This window comes from Lacibacter sp., from assembly GCF_057361365.1.
This window is the reverse complement of sequence record NZ_JBMQSG010000020.1, coordinates 126886-148237: the sequence shown is the minus strand read 5'-3', so window position 1 is coordinate 148237 and position 21352 is coordinate 126886. Positions and strand designations below refer to the sequence as shown.

Here is a 21352-nt window from a genome sequence, read left to right as displayed (position 1 = left end):
GAAAGGCAGCTATTTTTTTTCCTGGCATAATTCAATAAGTACTCCGCTAGTGGATTTTGGATGAAGAAAGCATACCAGTTTATTATCAGCTCCGTGCTTTGGTTTTTCATTTAGCAAAAGAAATCCTTCCTGCTGCATGCGTTTCATTTCTGCTTCAATATCATCTACATCAAAGGCAATATGGTGCATACCTTCGCCTTTCTTTTCAATGAATTTTGCGATTACTCCATCGGCATCCGTACTTTCTAATAATTCAATTTTTGTTTCTCCCTGTTTAAAAAAAGCAGTGTTTACCTGTTCACTTTCCACCAATTCAGTTTTATAACACGCTGTATTCAACAATTTCTCAAACAACGGAATAGAAACTGACAAGTCTTTAACTGCTATACCTATATGCTCAACTTTATTCATTTGGCTGACTTAATTAAGAGCAATTTACAAAGCTTGGTTGTTGCCCGCAAACAAACCTAACTTTGCAGACAAGACGGCAGCGTTTACTCATTGGCCCGTCAATTGCTCATGTTTTAAAAACAAGAAGATGATTTTTGTAACCGATAAAGCAAAAGAAAAAGTGGCAAACCTGATGCAACAGGCTAATGTTGTTGGAGATAATTCTTATTTCTTACGAGTGAGCGTAGTGGGTGGTGGTTGCAGCGGACTAAGTTATAAGTTGGATTTTGATAATGAATCGAAGCCGAACGACCAGGTATTTGAAGATAATGGGGTAAAAGTGGTTACCGATATGAAAAGCTTCCTATATCTCTACAATACAACGCTTGATTTCAGTGATGGTTTGAATGGAAAGGGCTTTCACTTCAATAACCCTAATGCCAGCAGAACCTGTGGTTGCGGGGAAAGTTTCGCCGTTTAAATTCACCGAATTTTTTACTATAAAACAAAAGCCCCTCCAAAAGAGGGGCTTTCTCAGCAGTTGGTTTCGGGTCTTTATTGTTTAATAAAGCTTTTAATGGAAAGCCCGTTCTTTCCTGAGATCCGGAGATAATATATTCCCGCTTGCAAGTGAGATATATCGACTTCGTTAAAGAATTTTACGGTTTGGGTGCGTTTCAACACCTGGCCGGATATAGAGACAAGTTCAATTTGAGAAATGCTGCTTGGTTCGGCAAAGCTGACAATAATTTTTTCTGATGCCGGGTTGGGACTAACCCTCATCTCCGTTTCCTGCCCAAACCAAACCTTCACTACGTTAGAAATTCGTCCCCGACCGAGTTTGTCAGTGGTTCGCAAACGATAATAATTCCATCCATTAAAGGGATGATTGTCCAACTCGGCGTACGCTGCCGTAAAGAGAATCACCTTAGCCGGTACTATTTTCAACGTTTCAAAACGCATCCCGTCGCTACTACGTTCCAGAAGGAATTCATCTTGCTCGTTATTGTTACTTACCATCCAATCAATTGCAATATCCGTTTTACGTGCTTTTGCACTGAAACCCGACACATCAAGTGGAAGTAAATTTTCAAGAAAATCTGTACTTGCAATAGAAAAAGGGCTAAAAGTAGACACGTTATTCCATGTTACGGTTCCAGATGTTACTGTTCCTGTCCAACTATCAACACCAAAACTATCCCACTCCCCCATTCCTGAATTGAAATGTGCAATTGCCAAATCGGGCAAACTGGATATGTATGACACGTTGCAATTACTTCTTGCATTCCATGAAAGCTTAACGTCTACGGATGAGCTACCCGCCGTGCGATCAAGTTTCCAATATTCGCATCTGCTTACACGGGTAAGGCCGGCACCCTTCATCGACGCACTTATCGGGCCTAATGCAGTAGCACTGCCAACTATAAATTCTGCTGTAAAAGCGTCTGTAATTTGTGATGGAGCTGAGATACCCAGCAATCTATATCCTCCTCCGGCCGGTCCGGGTAGTTCAGCCTTTCCAACAGGAAAAATAAAGGAAGAGTTGCCGATTTTTTTCATTGGCCCATTAATAAAGGATAGAGCATTCCCAATACCCGGGCATGTGGCGGTTGCTGATAATGTAAGAAGATTTGTAGCTGTTGTTGTAACAAGTCCGTTAGTTAAGGTTAAAATACCAGACATTGTTGATGGACCATTCAATGTTTTTTCACCCCCTCCACTGATAGTAACATTTTTATAATCACTTCTTGCAGAAAACTTCTGCGAAGAAGCTTTAGAATATTCCACTGTACTTCCACCATTAAGGTTAATATTTTCAACATCACCACGAATAGAGGTTGAAGTAATACCCGTGCCACCGGTAAAGCCATCGGCATCGCCACAAATAAATTTGCCGTCATTTTCCACTGTTACAGTTTGCGTTCCTGTTTGACCAGTAATGGATTCATCATTAATGGTAAAGGCAGCACCATTCTTAATTGTGAAAGAACCACCTGGCGCAAGGTTAATGTTGGCATTCGAGTTAGCAACGTAAGGGCTGTTTATCTCAATACTGTAATAAAAGATAGTAGTCGAACCCCTGATAGTTTGATTTGTTGACGGAGTTCCACCGAAAAATTCGATAACTCCACCCGTTAAAGTGTACGTACCCCGAATATCAGGTTTTGTTCCGGTGCCTGACAAACGAAATCGGCCACCATCCATTATAAGATTGGTTGAAAGATCGCCAAAAGTAAAATTGAGCGTTTCAAGAATTGCATTTTCTGTTATATAGACTGTACCTGTTGGAATACAGCCGCTACTTAAAAATTTGCTGCCACTGCCTGAAAAAGTAATGTTCTTATAGTCGGACCGTGCATTAAAAATCTGGTTGCCCGTTAGAGCGTATTCAACAGTGCAGCCTGCATTCAATACAGGTGTAATTCCTGGTATTGCAGCATTGCTGCCCGTAAAACCATGTACATCTTTTGTAATAAATTTTCCATCAATAATTATACTTCCGCCAGTATTTTGCAATAGCTGGCTTTCGCCTCCATTATCAAAAGTTGCATTTGCGCTAATAGAAAATATTCCGCTTAAATAAAGATCATTTACTCCATTCATGATGAGTTTCCTGTTGCCACCGATGGTTACATTTTGCAATGAAATATTTCCAGACTGAGGGATAGTGAAAGTTCCACCTGTTGTACCAGTAACAACAAGGTCGCTGGTATTTTTTCCGTCTAAAAAGCCAGCTGTACGAGCTAATGATGCGCCATTTAATGTTAAGGTTCCGCCGGCTCCAATATCTAAAGTTCCCGCAGTTAATATAAGTGTTCCACTGATGGCTGCACTGGAGCCAGCCATTGAAACCGTTCCCGATGCTTTATTGATCTCCAAATTTTCAATGATTGTATTTTCTGTTAAACCAACCATTGCCTGGTTGCCTGTTCCTGAAAGAATTAATTTTCCGCCGGCTGCCCAAGGTGAAAAATAGTTCGAAGTTGAATTGTTGATCGTAACGTTTCCCTTCACGTTCAAAATGCCCGTTGCGTCAAAAGCCAATCTTCCAGTTGCACCACCGCTGGAAACATTCAGGTTGTTACAAACGGCAATCATATTGTCTACCGTAATCACATGCCCATTCTGGATAAACACACTACTTGTCGTTACAGGTATTTGGCCTGCCGTTGCAGCCAGCCATGTTGCCCCGTTATATACGTTCCAGGCGTTAAAATCGCTCCAGTTACCGGATGCATTTCTACTTTGAAAATCTCCTGCAACCTGTGCGTGCAGGTTGAGAAAAATAAAGCAGGATAGCAATGTGGATAGAGTGTTCTTCGTCATACTTGGTGATTTATAGCTAGCTTCTTGCAGGTAGGTAATGACGGCCTTTTCAAAGGAAACAATTAAGATAATTGTTCAGATTATAAAATCATAGTCCTTCGAAAATTGTTTTCCAACGAGTTTACAAGTGTGCAAATTGGGCTTACAACTGTTACAGACAGGTGGAAACAGGATTCGGCACAAGCAGTTTATTCCTTTATTTTTGCTACTCTATGTGGGCCATTTGCAAAAAAGAATTCCGTCAGTTTTTCAGCAACCTTACGGGATACATTACCATCATCCTTTTTCTTTTGTTGAACGGACTATTCCTGTTCGTGTTTTCCAGTTTTAATATTCTTGATTTTGGATATGCTACGTTGGAAAACTTTTTCAACCTTGCCCCGTACATATTGCTACTATTGATCCCGGCCGTAACCATGCGTTTGTTCCCCGATGAGCAAAGAGCAGGCACCCTGGAAATTTTATTTACCCGACCGCTAACGGTTCGACAAATAGTTTTAGGGAAATACATTGCATCACTGCTTGTTGTGTTAATTGCCCTGCTCCCAACGTTTACCTATCTCTTCACCATTAATGCCATGAGTGCCGACGGCTCGTCGCTTGACATGGGCGGAATTACTGGTTCGTACATTGGCCTCATTCTTTTATGCGCTGCTTTTACGGCAGTTGGTATTTGCTGCAGCAGTTTTACTGGCAATCCTGTTGTGGCTTTTTTGCTTAGTGCTTTTTTCTGTTTCGTTTTATATAGTGGCTTTACCGCATTAAGCAAATTGGCAGGCACAGGTGCCGATTATATTATTGAAATGCTGGGTATGGAATTTCATTACCGCAGTTTATCAAAAGGCGTTATCGATAGTCGTGATGTGATTTACTTTTTAAGCATAACTCTTTTTACGCTATTCATCACCATCCAACGAATAGGCCGCAAAAACTAAACTATGAAGAAACTATTTTCCACGAAGTATAGTTGGGTGGCATTACTTGTGCTGTTGGTAATCGTGAATGTATTATCAACGTCATTGCGTTTACGACTGGATCTAACAAGCGAAGAACGATATTCATTATCACCACAAACAAAAGCTTTACTAAAAAATATTGACACAACAATTACAGTTGATGTTTTTCTGAAAGGCGATTTTCGTTCTTCCTTCCGTAAACTGCGTAACAGCACCAGCGATTTACTGAATGAGATGAAAGAATACAGCGGAAGTAAACTGCAGATCAATTATAAATCGGTTGATGAAATGTTTACTGAGGAAGCGAAAAGTTTTATGCTTGCCGAAGTGGTGAACGAATTGCGGATGAATGGAGTAAATGTCGACAGTATTAAACACACAAACCCCAATTTTGAAAATGAAGTGATCCAGCAAATGATGAGCGACTCATTAAAGAGTCTTGGCATTTTGCCTTACACCTTGGAAGTGCAGGAAAAAGAAGAAGCAAAGACACAACGTGTGATCTATCCTTCAGCATTGGTGAAGAAAGGAAACAAGGTTGTTTCTGTTGACTTGCTGAGTGGAAAAACAGAGTATAGCCGTGACCCACTCACAGGTAGTTTGGTGACTGATGAAGCAAAAAGTATCGGCAATGCAGAAGCGTTACTTGAATTCAAATTTGCGGATGCCATTGAAAAAATTCAACGCAAACAAAAACCGCTCATTGGCTACTTAACCGGAAACGGGCAACCAATGGGACCTGAAACATTCGACCTGGTTCAAACACTTGATGCAGATTATGCTTTTAATATTGTCGACCCTAATAAAAGCAAAGTAATACCCAAAGAATTTGCTGCAATCATGATCGTGAAGCCTTCCATAGGTTTTACTGACTCAACGAAGATGAAGATCGATCAGTACATTATGCAGGGTGGAAAAGTGTTGTGGTTTTTAGATATGCTTCATGCAGAGAAAGACAGCCTGGCAATAGTGGCCCAAACACTTGCTTATGATCGTGGGTTGAATCTTGATGATCTCTTATTCAAATACGGTGTTCGTATCAACCGTGATCTCCTGCAGGATCAACAATGCGATCTAAGCAAATTGGTGGTAGGTAACGCAGGCGGCCAGCCGCAATTGGCCGATGTACCATTCAATTATTATCCGTTGCTGAACGCAACAGGCAATCATCCTGTTACAAAAAATCTTGAACCGGTATTAAGCCTTTTTACAAATACTCTTGACACCGTAAAAGCAGAAGGCATAACTAAAAACATTCTGCTTACTTCAAGTGAAAACGCAAAATTTGTAAGCACACCAGCTATCATAAGCCTGCAGGAATTACAAACCATTCAAGACATCAAGCTTTACAATAAAAAGAATTTGCCTGTTGCTGTTTTCCTTGAAGGTCAGTTCAACAGTTTTTACGGCAACCGTGCATCAGCAGAAATGCGCCAGTTCTTTACAAAAGAATATGGATCATTCAAAACAAAAACCGACGAAGCAACCCAACAATTAGTTATTGGCGATGGTGATGTGGTGCTGAATAGTTTTACCAAGCAGGAGCCTTTCCCTATGGGTTACAGCCGTGTGCAGGAACGAAGTTTCGCCAACAAAACATTTTTGCAAAATACACTGGAATATATGACGGGCAATGCAGGCATTGTGGCATTGCGTAATAAAGACGTTCCTTTGCGTTTGCTGAACCAACAAAAAGTTAGTGAGCAACGGGTGATGTGGCAACTGATCAATATTGTAATTCCGGTTTTATTAGTGTTGCTCATTGGTATTGCTTACATGCAATGGCGCAAACGTACTTATAGCAAGAAAGCTTAAAAGAATTTTCATTTTTGAATTTATAATGATGACTTCAACTCAAGTTACTTATCTCGTTTTTGGCATTGTGCTATTGATTGCAATTGTGTTCGACCTGGGATTGCTTAGTAAAAAATCGGCTACGCTAACAACAAAGCAAGCCTTAAAGCAAACCATTTTTTGGGTTTTTCTCGGGTTAGGCTTTGGTGCCTTTATGTGGTACGAAGATGGAAAGCAGGCCGCATTGGAATATGTAAGTGCTTATCTGATGGAATGGAGCTTAAGCATTGATAATATTTTTGTATTTGTGCTCATCTTCAGCTTCTTTAAAGTAAAAGAACCTTTCATACCCCGTGTATTACTGATTGGTGTGTTAATGGCAATTGTATTCCGTGTTATTTTTATTACGCTTGGTGTCGAACTTGTCAATCGTTTTCATTGGATACTTTACATCTTTGGTGCATTTCTCGTATACACCGGTTTTAAAATGTTCACTACAAACCAGGAAGAAGAATATGATCCAAGAGAAAGTAAGGTTTATCTCTTCCTTAAAAAATTCTTACCTATTACAATGGAAGATGGCGATGGCAAATATGTATTAAAGCAAGACGGCAAACCAATTTACACGGCTTTATTTGTAGTGGTAGTAATGCTTGCAACAACTGATATTGTATTTGCGCTGGATTCAATTCCTGCAGTAATGGGTATTGTTGATCGTAAAAGTGAACATGCCTCCCTGGTGATTTATACATCTAATGTATTTGCAGTATTAGGTTTACGTTCGTTGTTCTTTTTGTTAAGAGGTGCCGTAAGCAAATTTGATTTTCTGCAGCAGGGCATTGCCATTGTGCTTGTGTTTATTGGTTTGAAGATGCTTGGCGAGGAATTGATCGGCACCGTAGTTGATAAACCAATGCAGGTGATCATCTCATTAGTAGTAATTGTTGCGTGCATCGGGGGTTCTATCCTCTACTCCATCTATCATAAGAAAAAAAATGCGCCTGAGGATTATAAAGACTAGGTTGCAAAATTGTCTCTATGTCGCATTACAACATTAACCGTATTGCATCCATTTTACAAGCAACATACCTGCAACAAGCAGATGTGCAAGCTAATATTGAACATTTACTGATAGATAGCAGGCGCATCATTCACCCTGCAACTGCTTTATTCTTTGCTTTAAAAACTGCACGGAGAGATGGGCATGATTTTATAAGTGAAGCATTTAACAAAGGCGTTCGTCATTTTATTGTTCAGCAATCCGTTGATATAAAAACAATGCCTGCAGCAAATGTGTTGTTGGTAACAGACACATTAAAAGCACTACAGCAGCTAGCCGCTTATCATCGTCAGCAGTTTTCCATTCCGGTAATTGGCATAACGGGCAGTAATGGTAAAACAATTGTAAAAGAATGGTTGTACCAATTATTAAGCGACCGTTACAATATCACCCGTAGCCCTAAAAGCTATAACTCACAAGTTGGTGTTCCTTTAAGTGTGTGGCAATTACAACCGCAGCATACGCTGGCAATTATTGAAGCAGGCATTTCACAGCAAGGTGAAATGGATGCATTACAACAGATCATTCAACCAACAATTGGTATTCTTACTAATATCAGCGAAGTGCATGCTGACGGATTTGCTGATGCACAGGAAAAACTTATTGAAAAACAAAAACTGTTTGCCGGCGCCAATGCTGTGATTTGTTCACCGGAGAAATTAAAGCCTCTTTTATTTCAGCAACAACATATTTACAGTTGGGGTGATTCGAAACAAAACAGCGTCGTGATAAATGACGTAATAAAAATGTTAACCGAAACAGTTATCCATTTTGCTAACGGTGGATTAAACGACAGCATTAGTATTCCGTTTACAGATGATGCCTCGGTGGAAAATGCAATTACTTGTTTAACTACATGCTTATATCTGCAGGTTCCAATTGATACGATTAGAGAAAAATTTACTCAGTTACGACCTGTAAGCTTACGACTTGAATTGAAAAGTGGTTTACATAACACCACCATCATCAACGATAGTTATAGTGCCGATCTTAGTTCGCTCAGCATTGCATTAAATATGTTGCAGCAACAAAGTCAGCATATAACCCGAAGTATTATTCTTTCCGATTTTCAATTAACAGAAGATCAGGAAAACGAAACCTACACCTCGATTGCCTCCTTATTACAGCATCACAACATTAGTCGTGTCATTACAGTTGGTGAAAAAACAAAACACTTGCTTGCTCCGCTTATTGCAAATGCAATTGACGTGCACAGCTTTTCATCCACAACGGAACTCGCTGAGCAACTTCCTGCACTTGCGTTTCAAAATGAAACCATACTTATAAAAGGTGCCCGTGTGTTTGAGCTCGATCGCATTGCACAGATGCTTGAACAGAAAACACACCAAACCGTTTTAGAGATCAACTTAAGCGCCATCACAAGAAACATCAGGGCACATCAGCAATTGTTGAAACCGTCAACAAAGATCATGGCCATGGTAAAAGCGTTTTCATATGGCAGTGGCAGTTATGAAATTGCGAACCTTTTGCAATTCATGAAAGCCGATTACCTCGCTGTTGCTTTTACTGATGAGGGTGTGGCGCTACGTAAAGCTGGCATTACGTTATCTATTATGGTGATGAATCCTGAGCCTGTTACGTTTGATGCATTGATCGATCATAATCTTGAACCAGAATTATTTTCTTTCTCTATCCTGCATGAATTCGAATCCTATCTTGTAAAAGAAGGCATCAGCAGTTACCCTGTTCATTTGAAAATTGATACAGGGATGCACAGGCTTGGTTTTATGCAGCATGAGCTTGCAGCACTTGCTGTGCTATTGAAGAAAAACATTTTTACTGTCCAATCAGTTTTCAGTCATTTGGCAGCGAGTGAAGATCCGGCTGAAGATGAGTTTACATTAACGCAAGCCAAACGTTTTGAAGAAGCCTGTGAATTTTTGCAATCCATTCTCGATTATACATTCATACGGCATTTAGATAATTCCCATGGAACTACCCGTCATCCCCAATTGCAATACGACATGGTGAGGTTGGGTATCGGGATGTATGGTATAAGTTCTGCTGCCGGCAAATTGCATTTAGAAGAAGCCTTGCAGCTGAAAACAACGGTTGCACAGATAAAAAAGCTGCAGCCGGGTGATACGGTTGGCTATAACCGTCGGGGAATTATTACCCAACCTTCAGTCATTGCCACGGTTCGCATTGGTTATGCCGATGGCTATCCACGTAATCTTAGTAATGGTAGAGGTTATATGTTAGTCAATGGAAAACCTGCAAAGGTTATTGGCACAGTTTGTATGGACATGACTATGCTTGATATCACTGGCATTGCTGATGTTCGGGAAGGCGACGAAGTCATTGTTTTCGGACCTAAACTTTCAGTGGTGGAAGTTGCCAAACAAAGCCAAACTATCGCCTACGAACTGATGACAGGTATTAGCCAGCGGGTAAAACGAGTGTATTTTGAGGAATAAGTTAATGGCCCGAGTCCTTATCCCCAACTCCCTATCTTTGTCAACTAAAAAAACGAATTCGTGAAACTTCGCTACGTCATATTTATTATTCTTATCATTCTCTTTGCTGACCAGGGATTAAAGATCTGGATCAAAACAACTATGGAATACCAGGACGAGAAATTTGTTCTGGGTCGTTGGTTCCGGTTATACTTTATTGAAAATGCAGGCATGGCCTATGGTTGGAAATTAGGCAATAGTGAATGGGCGAAGATGGCGCTTACATTATTTCGCCTGGGTGCTGTTATTTTTGGAACCTGGTACCTGGTGAAGATCGTAAAAGAAAAATACCACAGAGGCTTTATCATTTGCGCAGCATTAATTTATGCCGGGGCCTTAGGCAATCTTATTGATAGTTTGTTTTACGGAATGATCTTCGATAAAGGCATGATCTATAATGCATCTACAGATACCTATTTTGGTTACGATGGATTAGCAAAAGCAACCGGGAAAGGTTACTCTTCTTTTCTTCATGGGCATGTAGTTGATATGTTGTACTTCCCCATCATTGAAAATAAGATGATGCCAAGTTGGGTTCCATTTTGGGGTGGCAAACCATTTACATTCTTCCAGGCCATTTTTAATATTGCTGATGCATCCATTTCAACGGGTGTAATTACAATTCTGGTTTTTCAAAAACGTTTTTTCAAGCATCACAAACCTGAAGAAACAAATACAACGGTTGAAACAAATACAGAAGTAAGCGACGATGCGCAAGTGATGTGATCTTAGATACATTTATCGAACAAACGATGTTTACAAAGCAAGCCCCGCAGTTGCGGGGCTTGCTTTATTATATCTTACTGTTTTTGAATGATCTTCTGGACAGAACCTGATGGAGAAACTACCCTTAAGAGATAAGATCCTCTTGCTATTGTTTGTGGCACATTGAACGAAACCGCATTTGCACCTTTGTTAACGTTTATCTTTTTGCTCACAACCGGGTGACCCAATGCATCTGTCAATTGAAGCTCAACAACTTCGTTACGGGTAGCATTCAACTGGAAGTTTACAGTGCTTACAAAAGGATTTACAAGATTTGCGATTTCAAAATGATGATTCGGGTTCAACGTAACCGAAAGTGTGTTGCTGTATTTATTATTTTCTGTTGCAAAGCTTACCATTTTCAAACGATAATAAACTTTGCCTGATACAGCAACAGGATCGTTAAACATATAAGAAGTTTCACTTCCATTCATTCCTTTTGCACTTACAAAACCAATATAACTGAAATGCACACCATCATTACTTCGTTCCACTTCATATCCTTTTAAGCTTTCATCTTTTGTTTTCCAGGTGAGCAAACTCTTATCTCCATTCAATTCAACATTGAACTTTAAAAGTTCAGCTGGCAACACAGCACATCCAGAGCTTGCCAGGTTCACCACAATCACATCATCCGTATTAAACACTGCGCATGAATTTGCAAGACCGCTTGCTGTTGTAGCAACACGAATACGGTAACGATAACCATTTGTTGTGGTGTTGGCAATGATCGATGGATAAGCAACTGTATCTCTGTACGAGCTTCCCATATTTGTATAACTAAATGTTTGCGTACCCGTCATTTCAGGTGCTGTTCCCCATGTGTTACCTCCGTCCGTACTTCTTTCCCACTGGTAGTATTGATACATGTTGTAGTATGATTCAATAAACACACGCATATCAACCTGGCTGTTCGAGCAAAATGTTTGTGATGCATTTGGTGTCATTTGCATGCTGGGCGAACATGTTTTGAATGAGATATCATCAATTGCCCAGTCGTTACCTCCGGCACCTGGTGCATTGTTTCTTAAACTAAGAGAAAAAGAAGTTGTTGTAGCATCTGTCTTATATACAAAGGCTCTCTTCACCCAATTATTTAGCGTATCAGATCCTGTTTGAGTACCACCCAAGCCTTGATATTGAATATCACCTGTCGAGTAATAATCAACATTATTTACCTTGATTGCGATGTTTGGTTTTACGCCTGATGAATCACCAGTACCCGTTGGCAAATAAATATTATCACCACCGCCGTAGAACGATCCTGTGCCATCATAATCAGCTCCGCATTTGTAGCATACGTTTTTAAACCATGCTGACACTTCGTAATATGTTTCCGGGCATGCATTGGCAACGTTAAATTCAAAAGCTGTGCTTGTACGATAAGATGAATTTACCACCATCATATAACCGCAAGGGTTTGTTGCGCTCACCGGCAATGAGCTGTTGCATGGCGGGTTGCCTTTGTTCACGTCAGTAGCGCCAGTATGATCGCCGCTGATATCCCAAACATTAAACACCCTTTGAGGAATAGAACTTTGCTTTTGGAGAGTCTGTGTGACGTTTGTTCCTGCTGAAGCCGAATTATTAGTTATTCCATAAAAATTATCTTGCGGTGAACCTGAAGTAAAATTGACAAATGTATAAGTAGTGTTTGCAGAGGCATTGCGATTCGTCTGGTTTGTACCCGTTGCCGTACCAAATGTTCCATTGAATTCATCACCAATTACATTTGTAGCTGAAATGGCATTAGGGCAAACCGTTGGACTTGCGTAAACAATTAAACTGTCCCTTGGAAAAACCGTTTCAACAAATAATCCAGTACTTTGATTTCGATAGCGGAAAGAACCTCCACCAAAATTGATACGTGTTCCTTCAACACCAGTTACTTGTACACGATATGTCGCCATTACAAGATGGTTACCGCTGCCTCTCGGCAAATTGGAGTTAGTTGCAGTACCTCCTCTGGCGGATGTAGGACTAGTACCCATAAAAATTCTGATGTTAGCATCGGTGCCAACGCCGGTACCAACTGCATGCCCCGCATCATCACCAGTTGCATCCGTATACGCAGAACTACCGATAGGATATATTTTCCCTTCGTTTGTTCGCAAAGCAACGGTACCGGTTTGATATGTAAATCCTGAGCCCGCTTTTAATGTGTCCTGGAACGATAAACTATCAATAGTTCCAGAACTTAAATACAATGTTGAACGTATTTCAAGAATGTCACCAACATCAATACTACCACCTCCGTTTGCTTTGGTAACATTGGTGTAACTTTTTGATGTTTCAAGTGTAAGAGGACCGCCTGTAGGATCCGTTACACAAATAGTAAATGCTGAGTTGGCAGGTGCCCCGGTTTGGTTTGAAAATACTCTTACAAAATATGTTTGGCCGACAGTTAAACCGGCACCGCCATTTAATCCAGTAGTTGTAATTGTTGCTGTACCATTACCAATTTGGCAACTTAAACTTGTTAAGCTACCACAACTGCCTGAAAATAATTCAACAGCTCCTCTTCTTGGGCCACCCGAAATATCAGACCCCATACTTCCCATCGTAATTGTTGGATATGATGTTAGAGCTACAAAACTATACCATACATCAGCGGACGTGTTACTACCGCAAGAAGCTGAGATGCCTGTAACAGTTGATCCAACCAAAGTTCCTGAAATAGCATTGCAGGAAGTACTGCTCGTAATAGATGTAGCACCAGAACAGTTGTCATTTAAAACTCCTATTGAACTTACTACGCAAATATTAAACCCTGTATTAGAACCGGAAGTTGCAGATGGATCGGTAGTGTTGTTCGATACTCTTACATAATAATTCGTACCAATTGTTAACGCTGCCTGTGTTAAAGAAGTACCAGTTGCACAACTTATAGAAGTTAAAGAACCACATGCTGCACTATATAACTGGATACGTGGTGCAGTAATTGCACTGCCTACATTGCTCAATGATATTGTATGGGTAACTGCAGTAGCTGTAAAACTATACCATACGTCGTAGTTGGTACCAGTTGCACAACCTGCAGTTGGAGTACTTACAGTTGACATATCAAGGGTACCTGCAGTATTTGTACATGTTGAAGTACTTGCTGCTGTTAAACTTACAGCTCCTGTACAATCATCGTTTGTTGGTGGATTCTGTACACAAACATTAAATGCCCAAGCAGTTGACGGGATTACGGTTGGTGTTGCTGTTGTATAGATGCGTACATAGTAAAAAGTTCCTACTGTGAGGCCCGTCACTTTTAATCGGTTAGCAGCCGTTCCGCAACCCAATGAAGTATATGAACCGCATGATCCACTAAGCATCTGTATGTATGTGTTTGCAGTTGTGAGATTGGCTCCAAGGTTACTCAGCGTTACCGCATGTGTTGTTGCTGTGGCCTGGAAACGGTACCATACATCATATAAAGTACCGGTGCCGCACGCAGTTGTAACACCTGAGCTGGCAGTTGAATAGAACAACGTTCCTGCGGTAGAAGAACACGAAACAGCTGATGTAAGCAAAGTTGAGCCTGCACATTCATCATTTGCCGGCGGAGCCTGTGGATGTGTAATACAAAGATCGATCTTATAGTTTCCGCTTGCTCCAAATGCTCCATACTGTGATATTCTTACATAATAAGTCGCACCAATGGTCAAACCTGTTTGCGTCAATGAAGTGTGGGGTGATGAAGAACAGGCTACTGATACCAATGCTCCACATGTGCCACTATACAGTTGAATTCTTGGGGCAGTAATTCTTGCGCCAACATTACTTAAAGTAATTGTGTGAGATGTTGAAACTGCAGTAAATGAATACCAATAATCATTGTACGTTCCTGCGGCTGCACAGCCTAACGGAATTCCGGCACTGGCAGTAGCTGTGCCTAAATTAATATTGGTGTTATTACAACCTGTTGAAGATGTAAGCGTAACTGCTGTAGTACATTCGTTTTGTGCAGATGTTCGAAAAATGCATAGTGCATTGATTAGACAAAATACTGTTACAAATCGAAGCAGTGTTGGGTACATGAACGGTTTCATAGTGATTGTGGATCTTAGGATAATAGTAAACCATTACAAAAATGAAGGATTTATATTATTCCACCTATAGCAAAACCTCCTAATAAAACCGTAAAAACACGTAAACTTTTATTCCATCAGCTGACTGATGGAATAAAAGTTTATCAAAAAAATTAAAATAAGAGAAACCAAAGCCGCACGACCGTGGCAAAAATTCTTGGCGTTATCAAAAAACCATTAGTTTTTTTGAATGACCTTATTAACTACTTCATTCTTGGACAGAACCCTGAGTAAATAGGATCCGTTCTGCAATTGCGAGGGAACTTCAACCATAACAGCATTACTGCCTTTGTTGATGGTGAGTTTTTTATTAAGTATCAAGCGGCCAGCCCCATCCATCAGTTGTACCTCTATTTGTTCGTATTGTTGCGTACTAACCTGGAACGATAATTTTGAACTGATTGGGTTCACAATATTTGTTACTTCAAATAATTTTGATTGACCGGGCTGCACAAAAAGGACATTGCTGAATTTTGATCCGCCTTCAGTTGAAGTCATCCGCAGACGATAATATACTTTTCCGTATACAGCAGTCATATCGGTAAACATATATTGTACTTCGTTGTTCATAGCGCCCTTTGCAGCAAGCTTCCCGATTGCAGTAAAAGTTTTACCATCGGTACTCCGTTCCACTGTATATCCAATGAGGTTTACTTCTTGTTTCGTTTTCCAGGTGAGCAGTGAAAGGTTGTCTTTCAATTGAACATTGAACTGTAAGACTTCAACAGGCAATACTGAACAGGAAGGTTGCACATTAATAGTAATGATATCAACATCATTATATAACGCACAACTGCCCGATGATAGATTTGTTGTTGATGTTCCCACACGAATGCGGTACTTATAACCATTATACACGCTTGATGCAATAAAAGAAGGTAATGCAGCAGTATCACGGTACTCACCACTGTAATTCGTAAATCCAAAATTTTGTACAGATGGACTTTCCGGTGCCGATATCCAGGTTGTTCCATTATCAGTGCTGCGCTCCCATTGATAATAGTTATAGTTATCAAAGAAGGTAGATACCGCAACTGAAATATCTACCTGGTTATTGTTGCAATAAGTTGGTGAATTGGTTGGACGCATGGTTAGTGTTGGTAAACAAGTAGCAAACGAAATATCATCCATTACCCAATCATTACCACCACCACCAGGCGCATTATTTTTAATTGAAATAGTTAAGGCCGTTTGCCCAACTGCTGTTTTAAACACAAAGCCTTTCTTTACCCATTGACCCCATGTACCTACATAATCCATTGTGCCGGTATTATAATAGTCAATACCGTTAATCTGGAAAGTAAGATTTGGTTTTACACCGGAAGAATCGCCAGCAGCAGTTGGAATATAGCCCACCGGAACCGTAGCATTCGACGCATAATTACCTAGGCTATCAGCGCCACATCGTTTACACACATTCCTGAACCATGCCGAAAATTCATAGTATGTATCTTCACATAATCCCGTTATACTTTGGTTGTTGGCAATACTTAATTGATAGGCTGCGTTCACCGCAAGCATATAGCCACCACTTACGCCTGCCGGAGAAGGTGGGTTACCGGCTAATGGATCGGCGGCTCCGGTATGATCACCAATAATATCCCATACACCAAAAATGCGATTGCCCGATGTTGAATTAGGACGTGCAACTGTTGGATCTGTCAACTGATTAGGACTTAAATTTTTTGTTACTCCGTAGTTGCCATCCTGTGGGTTGCTTGCTGCTAATGCAACATAATTATATCCTGGCACTGTTCCTGGGTTGGCTCCATTAAGGTTTGTGCCGGAACCGAAATCACCACTACCTGCATTTACGTTATTAGCACCAGTTGCATTAGAACATAAACCATAGTTAGGATAAATAATAAAAGAAAGATTATTTGGATTATTTACATAGTCAATTGCACCTACCGACGACAATTGGTTTCTGTATCGAACTGCACCTGAACCATAGTTAACTACGGTGTTGTATGCAAGCGATGCATCAACTGTTACACGATATGTAACAATAACCAACATACCATTACCCCGTGGCCGGTGTGTGCCTGAATTATAATAACCTCCGGTTGTACTATCAATGGCTGTTGACGTAACAGCACTGGTAGCCATGCCGGTTGTATCCCGGCCAAGATTAAATCTTATTGTTTTGTTCGAACTATTATACATGCCGAAGTCATCACCGGCAGCATCTGTGTAAGCTGCATATTGTTTGCCTTCGTTTGTCAATAACTTTAACGAGCCGGCAACGTATGTTAAGTTAGCAGGAATAGTGTCATTAAACCGTGATCTGAAAATCCGGTTAGTTCCGTTGTTCGCTACGTTTACTGAAACCCTTATCTCTAAAACATCACCGGGTACTACAGTACCACCATTGGGTCTTGTAATGTTGATGAAACTCTTACCTGTTGAAACGTTGGCAGGCACGGCTGCAGCAGGTGTTGTTACGCAAATATTAAATGTACCCGTACTTGTAATTGCAGTTGATCCTGCTGAATAAACTCTTACATAATATACAGCGCCTGCTGTTAAGCTCATGGATATACTACCGCTGCTGCTGCAGAACAATGAAGTCAAACTTCCGCAAGCACCAGAAAATAATTCCATGTAAGCTCCCGATGAGTTAAGATTACTTCCCAAGCTGCTTAATGTAATAGTGGTTGTGGGTGCAACTGTTGCTGTAAACATATACCAAACATCATCATCCGGAACACCGCCACAAGATGGAGCCGCAATACCGGAGTTGGTAGCACCAACAATTGCACCTGCTGTATTGGTACAAGAAACACCTGGAATAAGATTTACAGCGCCTGCACAATTATCATTCGCTGGCGGCGCAAGATGTGTAACACATATATTGAATCCTGCATTGCTTGTTAGTGCCGTGGCTCCTGCAGAATATACCCTGATGTAATAAGTTGCTCCGGGCGTGAGTGACGATTCGGTAAGTGTTGCACCCGAACTACAATCAATAGAAGTTAAACCGCCACATGCACCGGAAAACAGTTCCATTCTTGTTCCTGATGAACTTAAGCTTGTACCGACACTACTCAAGGTAACTGTTGTTACAGATTGCACGGCCGTAAAGCTATACCATACATCGTCATCGGCCGTACCACCACAGGATGGAGCAATAATACCAGAGTTTGTTCCTCCAATTACTGAACCTGCAGTATTAGAGCAAACTGTATTAGATGTAAGAGATGTTGCTGTTGCACAGTTATCATTTGCAGGTGGAGGTGCTGGATGAGTAACACAAATATCGAAGTTCCATTTGGCTGTAGGGTTACCACTGGTACTACCGGTTATGTACACACGCACATAATAAGTCACCCCCACAGTAAGTCCTGTTGCAACGAGATTTGATGCTACTGTTTGACATTGAATAGAAGTAAATGAACCACAAGTACCGCTGAAAAGTTCAACATAAGTTGTACCTGTGGAAAGGTTAGCACCTAGATTATTTACCGTAATTGTTGTGGTTGAAGCTTGTGCAGGAAAACGAAACCAAACGTCATTCGGTGATGCAGCACCGCAGCCACTCGTCGGGCCATCTCCCCCGGCATATGTTGCGTTTTGTAAATTACCGGTTGTTGTTGAACAGGCAATTGACGATGTTAATGAAACAGAACTGCCACAAGCATTATTAGCAGACTGCCCAAAAGATATAAGTGGAATCGCTGCGAAGGACAGCAATAAAATAATGGATAGGGCCTGCCTTAGATACAATTTTGGTTTCATAGCTATTCGGATAGTATACGGACGATTCCAAAATTCATTAATAAATTTTTTGGAAGCAATAGTAAAACTTCCCAATTATTACATTATAACCGGAACCCTTTATCAATTCTTATGAGTTTACACTTATGGATTTTCGCCTTTTCAATTACCCACCAATTTTTGCTGGATAGATTTTCCTTTGTATGATACCTGTAGTATATACAAGCCCGCCGCGCCTTTGTCTTTTACATTTAACTGAACGGTATTAATTCCTGTAGTTAGGAGCTGTTTCTGTTCAAGTTTTATACGGCCTGTTATGTCAATCAATTGAATTGTTACAGCACGTTCCTTATCGCTGGCGAAATCGATAAGTATGCGTTCATGAAATGGATTATTAAATACATGCATATCCAGTTCGTATCCCTCTTGAGCCACCACCACAACTTTGCTATATTTAACAGCATCGCCTGTGATCATCTTTACACGGTAGTATGTTCGTTGCTGTGCAGGCACAGGATCATTCCAATAATACCTTGGCATTATTGTTCCGCTGATTTTTCCTGCTTCTTTATATTGTATTCCATCTTCACTTCGCTCAATGCTATAATAAGTATTGGGTTGTTCATCTGCTATGTCCCAAACTACATTTGCGTGACGATTAGTGAGGGAACTGTTTATCCTTATAAACTTCGCAGGCAATATATCACAGGTTGGTTGCACCCCTACTGAAATTACATCAGTAGTATTATAAGAAGCGCAACTGTTGTTCCCCAAATTAGTGAGCGAAGTGCCTACACGAATTCTGAAACGATGTCCATTGTTTGAAGGATTGGCAATAAAGCTTGGATATGCAACCGTGTCAACATAGTAAGGTGCATTATAAGTATAACTGAATGATTGAGCACTAGGTGAAAGAGGTGCATTATTCCACGATGAGCCATTATCAATGCTTCTCTCCCATCGGTAATATTGATAGTTACTGTAAAACGATTGTACAATTACCGACATATCGACCTGGCCGTTGTTACAATAAACCGGGTTGTTCGATGGTTGCATACTCAGCCCTGGCAAACAGGTGGCAAAAGCAACATCATCCATTACCCAATCATTACCACCACCACCTGGTGCATTATTACGTATAACAATGTTTACGGAATTTTGACCTGGGGCTGTTTTAAATAAAAACCCTTTCTTCACCCATTGACCACTATAATCAAGATTACCTGTAGTATAATAATCCATACCATCAACCTGGAAAGTAAGATTAGGTAATACGCCTGCAGAATCATTAGTGTTAGGAACAACAGGAGCCATATAACTTTTAAATCCAGAAGTACCTGAACCTTTGCCTGATGTATCACAACTGCATCGGCGGCAGATATTTCTGAACCATGCAGAGAATTCATAATAAGTATCGCCGCATAAACCACCAACGTTTTGTTGCACTGCATTATTAATACCATAAGCAGCGTTTACCACCGCCATATATCCGCCAGCCTGTCCTGCTGTTGTTGCAGGGTTACCTGCTAATGGATTTGCTGCATTGGTATGATCGCCTATAATATCCCACACATTAAATAAACGATTGCTGTTAGGATAAGCGAGGTTTGCATTTGTACTTGCAGTGGGGCTGGTGTTATTTGCAACTGTAAACATGCTATCGTTCGGGCCTGTTGTGGGCGATGAAAATGAACGCCATTGATAACCTGGTACAACTGTTCCTGCAGCAGGAGCAGGATTAAGATTTTGTGTTGATCCGCTACCGAAATTTCCCCCGTTACCAACAATTGAATTATTACCTACTGCATTACAAACCGGTAAAGGATCTGTTACCATCACCGTCATTGTATTTAACGGGCGAACTGTACTGGCAAGTGTCGCTTCACTAAATGTATTTGCTGATTTGTAACGAAACGCACCTCCCGGAATCGTAAATGTATTGCCGGCTGTTGTGTTTACTGTAACACGATAGGTGACCATAATAATACATGTTCCGCCATAAAAGCTCGGCCTGCCTGTATTATAAATTCTGCATCCGGATGCGGAAGGTAGTACATCTATAGTCGTAGGTGCAGCAACAGCATTGTAAGCCGCTGTTTGTCCGCCGCCACTTCTTGTAAGGCTACCGAGGTTTACTCGTAACACACCTGCATTATATCTTGCTTCATCATCGGCGCCAGCATCGGTTAATAAACCATTTATGCGTAGCGGTGTTCCATAATTCATTCCTTCATTAGTTGTGAAGCGAATAGAATTTGCGACGTAGGTGGTGCCGGTGGGAATAGTATCGTTGTATCGGGCGAAATAAACTGAGTTGCCCGATACTGCAATAACAGCACGTATCTCTAATTGGTCTCCATTTTGAATAGTGCCGCCCGCAGGCTTGCTGATGTTAATATAACTTTTACCTGTTTGGACCGATTGTGCAATTACATTTTCCGGAAAAGAGGAAAAGGCGAATACAAAGAAAAGAGTATACGGAAGAAGTAGAAATTTATACATAGGATTGGATTAAAAACAAATTATACTTAATTCAAATATAAAATTAATGAAAAACTTATTTCGTTAACGATGAATAAATACGACAACACTGTAGTCGTATTTATTAGATGCTGCTCGTATTTCTTACGGAGTACAGTAGCCGTATTCCTACAAATAATTATTCGTGGGAACGGTTCAGTAGAACTGCTCTTATATGCGTCTCGTAATTTCCGCATTTAATAAAGGAAAACTTCTATAGGTGAGTAAGTAGAGTCATCCTACATTTGACAAATCCAAACAATCCTT

At 40.6% G+C, this 21352-nt stretch carries 11 protein-coding genes; 6 read left to right on the top strand and 5 right to left on the bottom strand.

The genetic code is table 11. From position 1 onward, the window contains the following. Window positions 1-9 precede the first annotated feature (9 nt). Complete coding sequence (gene mce / locus ACO1QW_RS17225) at window positions 10-411, bottom strand: methylmalonyl-CoA epimerase (RefSeq protein WP_486260624.1); 402 nt, start codon at window positions 409-411, stop codon at window positions 10-12. Window positions 412-538: 127 nt separating this feature from the next. On the opposite strand from mce, the gene ACO1QW_RS17220 reads away from it, so the two are divergent. Then, window positions 539-871 (top strand): HesB/IscA family protein, encoded by a 333-nt coding sequence (locus ACO1QW_RS17220; RefSeq protein ID WP_486260623.1) that lies wholly within the window; start codon window positions 539-541, stop codon window positions 869-871. A 74-nt stretch (window positions 872-945) separates the two neighbouring features. On the opposite strand, the gene ACO1QW_RS17215 is transcribed toward ACO1QW_RS17220, so the two are convergent. Beyond that, window positions 946-3717: a T9SS type A sorting domain-containing protein gene (locus tag ACO1QW_RS17215; protein ID WP_486260622.1), complete on the bottom strand. Its 2772-nt coding sequence runs from the start codon at window positions 3715-3717 to the stop codon at window positions 946-948. A gap of 161 nt (window positions 3718-3878) precedes the next feature. On the opposite strand from ACO1QW_RS17215, the gene gldF reads away from it, so the two are divergent. The 5 genes from gldF to ACO1QW_RS17190 are packed head-to-tail and all read left to right on the top strand — an operon-like array spanning window position 3879 to window position 10730. After that, window positions 3879-4652 (top strand): gliding motility-associated ABC transporter permease subunit GldF, encoded by a 774-nt coding sequence (gldF, locus tag ACO1QW_RS17210; protein WP_486260621.1) that lies wholly within the window; start codon window positions 3879-3881, stop codon window positions 4650-4652. A gap of 3 nt (window positions 4653-4655) precedes the next feature. Next, window positions 4656-6488, top strand: a complete 1833-nt coding sequence (gene gldG, locus ACO1QW_RS17205; protein ID WP_486260620.1) for a gliding motility-associated ABC transporter substrate-binding protein GldG — start codon at window positions 4656-4658, stop codon at window positions 6486-6488. A 28-nt stretch (window positions 6489-6516) separates the two neighbouring features. Beyond that, window positions 6517-7488 (top strand): TerC/Alx family metal homeostasis membrane protein, encoded by a 972-nt coding sequence (locus ACO1QW_RS17200; RefSeq protein WP_486260619.1) that lies wholly within the window; start codon window positions 6517-6519, stop codon window positions 7486-7488. A gap of 17 nt (window positions 7489-7505) precedes the next feature. Next, window positions 7506-9965, top strand: a complete 2460-nt coding sequence (locus ACO1QW_RS17195) for a bifunctional UDP-N-acetylmuramoyl-tripeptide:D-alanyl-D-alanine ligase/alanine racemase (protein ID WP_486260618.1) — start codon at window positions 7506-7508, stop codon at window positions 9963-9965. Between the two features lie 60 nt (window positions 9966-10025). Beyond that, the gene (locus ACO1QW_RS17190) at window positions 10026-10730 is read left to right on the top strand and encodes a lipoprotein signal peptidase (protein ID WP_486260617.1); all 705 of its coding nucleotides are present in this window, start codon (window positions 10026-10028) and stop codon (window positions 10728-10730) included. 74 nt (window positions 10731-10804) lie between these two features. Here ACO1QW_RS17190 and ACO1QW_RS17185 read toward each other — a convergent pair whose 3' ends face one another. The 3 genes from ACO1QW_RS17185 to ACO1QW_RS17175 form a co-directional block, all read right to left on the bottom strand. After that, entirely contained in the window at window positions 10805-14797 is a 3993-nt protein-coding gene (locus tag ACO1QW_RS17185) for a T9SS type A sorting domain-containing protein (RefSeq protein WP_486260616.1), read from the bottom strand. Between the two features lie 228 nt (window positions 14798-15025). After that, window positions 15026-18586, bottom strand: a complete 3561-nt coding sequence (locus ACO1QW_RS17180; protein WP_486260615.1) for a hypothetical protein — start codon at window positions 18584-18586, stop codon at window positions 15026-15028. 141 nt (window positions 18587-18727) lie between these two features. Continuing rightward, a complete protein-coding gene (locus tag ACO1QW_RS17175; protein ID WP_486260614.1) occupies window positions 18728-21067 on the bottom strand; it encodes a T9SS type A sorting domain-containing protein in 2340 nt (779 codons plus the stop codon). Window positions 21068-21352 lie beyond the last annotated feature (285 nt).

Excerpts from the sequence above, each read along its gene's own strand:
- ACO1QW_RS17200 (WP_486260619.1), top strand. The coding sequence starts at position 6,517 with ATGACTTCAACTCAAGTTACTTATCTCGTTTTTGGCATTGTGCTATTG.
- ACO1QW_RS17185 (WP_486260616.1), bottom strand. The coding sequence starts at position 14,797 with ATGTACCCAACACTGCTTCGATTTGTAACAGTATTTTGTCTAATCAAT.
- ACO1QW_RS17175 (WP_486260614.1), bottom strand. The coding sequence starts at position 21,067 with ATGTATAAATTTCTACTTCTTCCGTATACTCTTTTCTTTGTATTCGCC.
- ACO1QW_RS17215 (WP_486260622.1), bottom strand. The coding sequence starts at position 3,717 with ATGACGAAGAACACTCTATCCACATTGCTATCCTGCTTTATTTTTCTC.
- ACO1QW_RS17195 (WP_486260618.1), top strand. The coding sequence starts at position 7,506 with ATGTCGCATTACAACATTAACCGTATTGCATCCATTTTACAAGCAACA.
- ACO1QW_RS17180 (WP_486260615.1), bottom strand. The coding sequence starts at position 18,586 with ATGAAACCAAAATTGTATCTAAGGCAGGCCCTATCCATTATTTTATTG.
- ACO1QW_RS17220 (WP_486260623.1), top strand. The coding sequence starts at position 539 with ATGATTTTTGTAACCGATAAAGCAAAAGAAAAAGTGGCAAACCTGATG.
- mce (WP_486260624.1), bottom strand. The coding sequence starts at position 411 with ATGAATAAAGTTGAGCATATAGGTATAGCAGTTAAAGACTTGTCAGTT.
- gldG (WP_486260620.1), top strand. The coding sequence starts at position 4,656 with ATGAAGAAACTATTTTCCACGAAGTATAGTTGGGTGGCATTACTTGTG.